At 33.9% G+C, this 8,338-nt stretch carries 7 protein-coding genes; 3 read left to right on the top strand and 4 right to left on the bottom strand.

The window, feature by feature from the left end:
• Positions 1-1,405 precede the first annotated feature (1,405 nt).
• Positions 1,406-1,987 (top strand): histidine phosphatase family protein, encoded by a 582-nt coding sequence (locus AC5YCD_RS15435; RefSeq protein WP_496130854.1) that lies wholly within the window; start codon positions 1,406-1,408, stop codon positions 1,985-1,987.
• 5 nt (positions 1,988-1,992) lie between these two features.
• Here the strand turns inward: AC5YCD_RS15435 and AC5YCD_RS15440 are convergent, their stop codons facing one another.
• A complete protein-coding gene (locus tag AC5YCD_RS15440; protein WP_496130848.1) occupies positions 1,993-2,739 on the bottom strand; it encodes a hypothetical protein in 747 nt (248 codons plus the stop codon).
• Between the two features lie 235 nt (positions 2,740-2,974).
• Here AC5YCD_RS15440 and AC5YCD_RS15445 point away from each other — a divergent pair, with 235 nt between their 5' ends.
• Positions 2,975-3,868: a HaeIII family restriction endonuclease gene (locus AC5YCD_RS15445; RefSeq protein WP_496130849.1), complete on the top strand. Its 894-nt coding sequence runs from the start codon at positions 2,975-2,977 to the stop codon at positions 3,866-3,868.
• 37 nt (positions 3,869-3,905) lie between these two features.
• On the opposite strand, the gene AC5YCD_RS15450 is transcribed toward AC5YCD_RS15445, so the two are convergent.
• The gene (locus AC5YCD_RS15450; RefSeq protein WP_496130850.1) at positions 3,906-4,910 is read right to left on the bottom strand and encodes a DNA cytosine methyltransferase; all 1,005 of its coding nucleotides are present in this window, start codon (positions 4,908-4,910) and stop codon (positions 3,906-3,908) included.
• 195 nt (positions 4,911-5,105) lie between these two features.
• On the opposite strand from AC5YCD_RS15450, the gene AC5YCD_RS15455 reads away from it, so the two are divergent.
• Entirely contained in the window at positions 5,106-6,311 is a 1,206-nt protein-coding gene (locus AC5YCD_RS15455; protein WP_496130851.1) for a hypothetical protein, read from the top strand.
• A gap of 209 nt (positions 6,312-6,520) precedes the next feature.
• Here the strand turns inward: AC5YCD_RS15455 and AC5YCD_RS15460 are convergent, their stop codons facing one another.
• Together AC5YCD_RS15460 and repM are read right to left on the bottom strand one after the other, a co-directional pair.
• Positions 6,521-7,066: a plasmid replication DNA-binding protein gene (locus AC5YCD_RS15460; RefSeq protein ID WP_496130852.1), complete on the bottom strand. Its 546-nt coding sequence runs from the start codon at positions 7,064-7,066 to the stop codon at positions 6,521-6,523.
• 68 nt (positions 7,067-7,134) lie between these two features.
• Positions 7,135-8,064 (bottom strand): replication initiation protein RepM, encoded by a 930-nt coding sequence (gene repM, locus AC5YCD_RS15465; RefSeq protein WP_496130853.1) that lies wholly within the window; start codon positions 8,062-8,064, stop codon positions 7,135-7,137.
• Between the last annotated feature and the right edge of the window lie 274 nt (positions 8,065-8,338).

An 8,338-nucleotide genomic window follows, 5' to 3' on the forward strand; every position in this document is an offset into this window, starting at 1 on the left:
TAACTAAACGTGGGGGAATGGGTAACTAAACGTGGGGGAATGGGTAACTAAACGTGGGGGAATACAATCTTTAGTTATTGAAATTTAATAATTAAAGTTAAGTTAAAAACATTTAAAAACCTTAAAATAATTAAAAGCTCAAGTTATGAAAAATTGCCCTTGGTTTTCGCTTTGTTTCACTCGCTCAAACTCTATTGAATCTCGCTTTCGCTCGATTCGTCGGGGCAATTTTTTGGCTAATACTTACGTGAAATTAAGAAAAAGCAAAAGCAACTCGGAATTCGCTTCGCTCATAAGTCTTTTATGCTCGCTACGCTCGATCATGGAGCCAAATTCATACAGTCGCTTTGCTCTGCTAATCTCGTTCAAATGCGAAAGGAAGCTTTGTAATCAAGGTAAGGTAAGGACGAAATTTTGATATTGCTCAATCGCTCGTAGACACTCGCTCGGTTAATGCTTTTTAGAATCACAAAGAAAAGAACAAAGCGAACGGAGTGTGAGCGCATAACGATAGATCTCTTCCCACCCTCTGATTACCGCTTTTTTGTGAATTGGATTTTCAACAACAAGTGAATAGGGTGGAGATTTGTTTTAAATATGGCTCTATTTCTTCGTATTTTGCGTTTCTGGGTATTTTGACTATCTACCCTAACCCAGTCTTAAAAAGCGTGTTAAAGCGCATTTGGTGCGATTTTGCGGTGTTCTTGTTTTGGTGGTTCGCATTAGTTGGAAAATGGAATAAATACCATTGCGAATGACGACGATTGAGCAATGGGAATGTGCCATTTTAACTGGTTTGGTGAGTTTGGTTTTGAGTGTGTCCGCGTCTTTTAATAGCGGACTCTAGTCCCAAATTTGGGACATATTTTCACACCGAATTTACAGCTTTTTGATAACCTTTTGATACCGCTTTGATAACCTTCTGATAACTTTTTGATACCACTTTGATAACTTTAGATGAAATACGCCCTTTTTACTGATTTTTCTGCTTAATTTCCCCAAGAATTTAAGCCTGACTTTTGACGATTTTTAGTTATACACCATACGCACCTAGGCAGGATGCTAAAAATCTTCAATTTTTTTATTTAAAATCAGAATGATAAAGCATTTTTTTTATTTAAAACTTAAATAAAAGCAACAAAAAAATGTTTGCGAATGTGTACAATTGATAGGTAAGAGACTGAAATTTCTATGTAATTTTGATTACAACTTGAAAACATTGAGGTATGACTCAGCCTGATAAAAAAAAGCAGATTTCTGTGTAGTACTTTGTGCTGTTTCTCTCATTTTTTGTCTAAAGATTTCGGGCACAAAGTTACCCGACTTTAGATTCAGGCTAAAACAAAAATCTAAAGCATCGGGTGAGTCTATGATTATTCTCAGTGCCTCAATGAAAGGGAAAAGTATGAGTATTTTTTTGATCCGCCATGCTGAAAGTGAAGCAAATATCAATGGAAAAACACTGTCGCATGCTTCAATCGCTTTAAGCGAGAATGGCCATATTCAGGCTCAAAATTTATGCTCTACGCTGCCTAAAATTGATCATGTGATGGTGTCCAAGTATTTGCGGACGCAACAAACCGCAGCGCCGATCCTAGAAAAATATAAGCTTGATTTTGAGGTTGATGAACATTTGCATGAGTTCAGCTATCTGTCTGAGCAACAGTGTGCCAATACCAATTTGAATGACCGTAAAGCATGGGTGAATGCGTACTGGGATAAAATGGATTGCCAGCATCGGGACGCTGATGATGCTGAGTCTTTCGAGGATCTCTATCTGCGGGTGCAGGCGTTTCATGACAAGTTAAAGGCCCTTGCTGGGCACTATGCTGAAAAGAATTTGGCTGTATTTAGTCACGGACAGTTTTTACAGCTCTTGATTATGCAGATCTCGCAACCAAGACCCCTTAGCAAGGAATTGATGCAACAGTTCAGATCGGACTTGGTTCGCCAGCCGATCAGAAATACTGAAGTTTTTATTTATTGAAGTTATTAATAGATATTATCTAAGTTTTTATAATCAACAATTCTGACTAATTGCTTTGTCTTCCCATTAACATTTTGCGAATGATTTAATGCAATTATAATTACTTTATCTCCAATCATATCAAGAATACGCCAATCTATATCTTCATCATATTTTTTATCATTTCTTGTAACCTCAAGTTTTGTTGGTATTGTTTTTAGTCCTTCAGAGTTAAAAGAAACCTTTGAAAATTTACCGCTTCCAGAGAGTAGTTGTTCTGCTTTATCTTGGCCCTGAGACGTTACAAGAGGTTCAATAAATATTAGTAAGAAAGCGAGAATACCAAAAAAGAAAAATCTATCATTTCCAACTGCATCTAATGCCGTAAGTAAAAGGGTAGATAGGATAAAAGTAAAAACAATGATCGAATAAGAGTAAAGAATAAGGAAAAAATTATCTAAGCTAAAACCTAGAAACACTAAGTTTCCAAGCATTATTCCAAGGCAGCTACCTAAAATTATTAAGTATCCATAAAAGTATTCAAGGTTTTTAAAGAAGATGAAATGGATAGCACAGGCTAATATAAAACCAGTTATTGCTTTAAAAAACAAAGGTATAGATGATAGTAATATTGTACTAATAGAACCTTGAGAAAAGATCCAGCTTAATCCTAGAGCCTCATAAAATGAGTAATAATAAACTCCACCCAAACCAATAATAATTAAAGGAATTATGGCAAAACATTCAATAAGATGCTTCAAAGAATTATTCATGATTAATGAGCTAACTATATAATTATTAGAAAAATATAAGGATAGCTAAATGAAAAAGAATAGAAAATCTAAAAAAGACTTATTGCGACACTGCTTGACGCTTTAAACAGAGTCTAACAATTGAATTTCGCATAAGAGATTTTATATTAAATAAATTGTAGAAAAATATATTGTTTACAGTTATTTGTGGGAAGTGATACAAGCTATTTCTTTTCTATCTGGAATCAATAGCTTTATGTCAGTATCAAATAATAATGGAAGAGCTTTAGAAGCCAAGTTAGTTGATGTTCTGTGTCAGAGAAATTCAAATATATCTTTGCTAGGCAATACTGTTCAGGATCAGCAACGAGATTTAGCCCATTTTTCAGCTTTGTCACAGTCTCAACAGCAGCTTTTCATAGATTTTTCAGTCAAGTATTCGGAAGAGCTATCTGTAGAAAATATTAAAACTATTGAAAGATTAAAAGATAGTGCTGCAGTAGCTGGAGATGTAACTGATATTCGTATTGGTTATGGAAATAATATATTTAGAAATATTTCATTGAAGCATAATCATGATGCTTGTAAGCACCAACGCCCAGCGGCATTGATAAAAAATCAGTTAGGTATACAAAATCCTACTCTTGATAAGCAATATAGGGCTGAGCTAAAAGCTATAGAAAATAGGTTTAAAGCGTTGGTCTTACCAACTGATGTAGATGAGGATGGGAATCTCGTATTTCGAGCAGTGAAGGCTAGAGTTCCTAATTCAATTCCTGACTTATATAGAGATGTATGTAATCTAGTTAAAAAATATCTTATAAGTCATACAACTCCTGCATCTATTCAACGATATTTTAGGTTTTTAGTAGGAAATACTGATTTTGAGAAAGTCACTCTTGATCCTAATACAAGATTGATTCTGATCAAAGATTTTTCAAATATTCCAAATGCAACTGCCATCACTAATATTTCTATTAATCCTCACAACGGCTATCTTGTTGTCCAGTTTGATAATAATTTTATTTTAAATATGCGACTACATACAGCTAGCTCAAAATTCAAATTGACTTCTTCATTGAGCTTAAAATTTGATTCAACAGTTGATATGAATAATGCACCTGTACCTCTAAAAACTATCCAATTTTGAAATAAAAAACGTGAAGCAAATAGCTTCACGTTTTTCTTTAACTAACCTTAGATATTGAGGTAGCCTGATTTAATGCTTCCATGATACTTTTTGCTAAAATCCTAGCAAAGTCCACGTTTACAGCATTTCCAATCATTTTATATCCATGATTTACATCTGAATATTTAAAAATAAATTCATCTGGAAAGCTTTGGATTCTGGCACACTCTCTAACACTCAAACGTCTATATTCGCCACTTGGTGAAAACATAAATTTATCTTGCTCCAGCTTAATCATCTTAGGGGCACTAGGATGAATTGGAGCATGACGACCACCAGCTTGAATTGTGAAAGATGGTTCATCCCATGATCTAACGCGATTACGTGACATATACATTGATGAAAAGCCACCTGTCATGTATTCATGGTTTGGTACAATTACAGCAGGGTTCGGTTTTGATTTATTTAAGGCAGGAACCGCATTATGTTCTAGATCTTTAATAATATCTTGTAGACAGAGAGTTTCTTTTTTTGGTTCAGGAAATGAATACTGAATATTTAGATCAGTTCTAAAACCAATAAAAATAACGCGTTTTCGATCTTGAGCAATTCCAAAATCTGCTGCGTTTAGAAGTTTAAAATGAAGATCATAACCAGCTTCAAGAAAGGTATTTTTGATGTTATCAAGAGCATCTTTATGTCTAGGAGCTAGCATCCCACTAACATTTTCAGCTAAAAAAAATGATGGTTTTTTAGCTTCAAGAATACGAATAAAATCAAAAAAGAGTTGCCCCCTTTTATCTTCAATACCTCTTCGTGATCCTGCTTCGCTCCAACTTTGGCATGGTGGACCACCAATGATGCCATCGCAGTCTGGAACTTCTGATTCATTAATTAAGGTGATACTACGCTTATCTAAAGCTGTTTCAGGATGATTATGCTCATATGTAGCCCAAATATCTTTATCAAATTCATTTGCAAAAATGATGTCAAATCCAGCTTGTTTAAAGCCTAGGTCTAAACCGCCAGCGCCAGAGAAGAAGGATGCTATTTTGAGAAGCATATTGAAAAAACACAGTTAACGACTTAGAGGTGATTCTTACACCTTCGAATGAAAAAGGCCAGCTTTTTTCGTTATTTTTTTAACAATAGCTCGAAATCAAAGCACTTTCAGGCCGATTCGTAGGCATTCGATTAGAATGGCCATTTTAAAAAAATGATGAGTAATTAGAATGGCCTTTTTTAAAATATTTATTGTATGACGCATTCCTTAGCAAAACTCAACACCCTTAAATTAGATCCATTTAATCCAAGATTTGAAAAAGCTTTTACTAGTGAAACTAACTCAGTTTTAATTTTACAAGAGTTATTTAAAGAGTCTGATGTTCTATCCATAGTAAATAATGTTCTTCAGCAAGAATTTGATCTGGTTGAACCTATTGTTGTAACTAAGGATACAGATAATACGTGGCTTGTTCTTGAGGGGAACCGGCGTACTGCAGCATTTATGATTTGTAGTGATATAAAGTATGCGAGACAAGTTGGTCTAGATATACAAAGTACTCTTTCACCGACTATGGAAATCCCGATTTATATCTACGAAACGCGAGAGGCTGCTCAGAAATACTTACATAAGCGACATGTATCTAAACCTTATGGTTGGAAGCCTTATGCAAAAAATCAGTTTTTATATAATAGTTATACGGTAATTGAGCCTAATAAATTTCATCGTAATGGCATTGAGAAATTAGCAAAAGACTATGAAATCAGTGTTCCAAATATTTACTCAGCCCTAGTTTGTTATTTAGTTTTTGAGGAAATTAAAAAGTATGATTTTTTTTATTTCCTTATTGATACAAAAAAAATAGATTATTCTGTCTTTACAACGGCTTTAGCTAATCCATCAATTCGTGATTATCTTGGATTAGAACGAGATCTGAATAAGTATCATGATGTATCGTTTACTCAAATGAAAAGAAGAATAAATATTGATTCATTGAGAATTTTTACAAAAATTGTTTTTGATAAAAGCTATGGTAAAAGTGGTAATAAAGCAATTCTTGATGATTCACGAAAAGTCACTAAGTTAGGTGAAATATTTGACTGTGATAAAGCTGTAAAAGAGTTACTTAACACTAAAAATATTGATGCTCTTTATTCTAGGTTATCTGATCTTAGATTAAGTACTAGTACATCTCCTAGTTCTAATACTCTTTCTGCCCCTAGTACGCCTCCTAGTTCTAATACTCTTTCTGCTCCTAATACACCTCCTAGTTCTAGTACTCTTCCTGCCCCTAGTACACCACCTAATATTCAATTAGAGCCAATTAAGCCATTTTTTAGTACTTATGTTTCTAAAAAAATTTATGGTTTATATAAACAATTTATGGAATCAGTAGATAAGGAAACGGCTTCAGCGAATGTTAGCCCACTTATTGATTATCTACATAAGTTTAAAAAGTAATATTTCAAAGTGTATTATTAATTTTCTCTAAAATTAACATAATACACGTTATACGAAATGTGTTATAATTTATATTGAAATTCAAATACTTATTTCAAAGTTTATAGCCCAAACATCACTGTTTGGGCTTTTTTTATCTTTTTTACTGTTCCACGAGTAATATTTAATCAATGTTCCACGGTTTTAATAAGCCCAGGCGAACAATAAAATCAGCCATACGGCTTAAAGAATCGGCTCCAAAAGCCTCTTTTTTCGGGTTCAGCCTCAACCTGTTCAGGGATCGGAACCCGTTTAGGCTCGGCAGTAGTCAATCCGTCATGTTTCGTATTATCGACGATTGGTTCAGAGTGTGTTTGAGCTACATTCGCTTGCGGCTGTTCTTGATCGGTAAATGTAGTCATATTAGCTTTTGGTGCTTCTAATAGGCGTTGTATCGCCTCTATTTGATTATCTTTTGTTGCTAGTTGTTCTCTTTGAAAAACTTCTCGGTCATGTGCAAGTTCTAGCTGTTTTTTTAGTATGTCTACCTGCTGTTTCAGCATGTCTACTTCTGTCTCTTTTTGTAACGAAGTAGACTGTAACGGGGTTACATTTTTATTATTTTGTGATGGCTCACCAAATACACGTATGGCTTCTGAAAAATCTATTTTCCCATCGCTATTTTTTGATAAATCCCCTTTATTTATACGCTTATAGATACTTTGACGATTCATTCCATAGAGTTGAGCTAATTCAATAACAGATAGTGCTTTCATCATGTAACCCAAGTAAAAGTCGGTATGTCAGTAGACAATATTTAGTGATGTAACGTTACATCACTGATTTAACGATAGCCAACTTTTTCAAGCATTGGAGCAAACTCCTTTAATTTCTCAGAATCTTTAAGCATTTCAGCAATTCTTACTGCAAATTGAGGATAGCTTTCAGTTCCTTGAGAGTATTTACTCATTTCAGGAAGTTCAGATAACTTATTGGAAAATAAGTGACGTTGAGAGTCTGTCATTTTTTTTGAAAAAAGATCTAAGTTTCCGGTGATCGTTTGATTTTCTAAAGATTTGTTCTTAGATTTTTTTTGCTTAAAAGAAAAAGAAAAACCAGATATTGAACGCCCTTTTTTATGCTGTTGGTAGGTTGCTTCTATATCAGTTTTTTCACTAATTTCAGAAATGGCTAAGTCAAGAACTCTAGTTTTAAAATGATCCATACGCTTGTATTCATTAACACCAATTCCAAGTTGTTCCCTAAAAGTTGCTAATTCGAATAAAGGTGTTTTACCGACAGCTCTCCATTGAATCAGTAACTCATATAATCTTGCTGAATATGTACTGTTAAGCTGTGCTGTTTGACTCAGTAAATATTGAGTAAAAAAGTCTTTAATACCGTCAATTTTACTTATGCCTTGTACAACAGCCAGTGTAAAAACAAGTTCAATAGCACCTTCGTCATCTAGATATTTTACTTGCTGAATCCATCTACTTTTGACTAATTTCCCATCTTCATCAAAGAAGCTAAATCTTCTATTAAATAAAGAATCCTCTGCTTCTTTCATTCTCTGATAAGCATTTTGTCTTGTGGTTCCAAAGATCTCAGCATATCTCAAAGCATCTATTCGTAAAGGAGTATCTGTACTTAGTCCTGTACCCGTATGTCTAGCATCAACAATGGCTAATTGAACAATATGAAACTCTGATAAAGATAGAGTTTGAAAAGCTTGATTTAACCGATTGGTTTTTACAACTAATTCTTTTGACATAAACTTAATTGAAATATTTTTATACCCACAGATTATAACAATGTGGGTATAACTACAACTACTTAGTTATAGGTGTAATTAAATGGGTAACTAAACGTGGGGGAATGGGTAACTAAACGTGGGGGAATGGGTAACTAAACGTGGGGGAATGGGTAACTAAACGTGGGGGAATGGGTAACTAAACGTGGGGGAATACAATCTTTAGTTATTGAAATTTAATAATTAAAGTTAAGTTAAAAACATTTAAAAACCTTAAAATAATTAAAAGCTCAAG

The organism is Acinetobacter sp. CY05, from assembly GCF_059515805.1.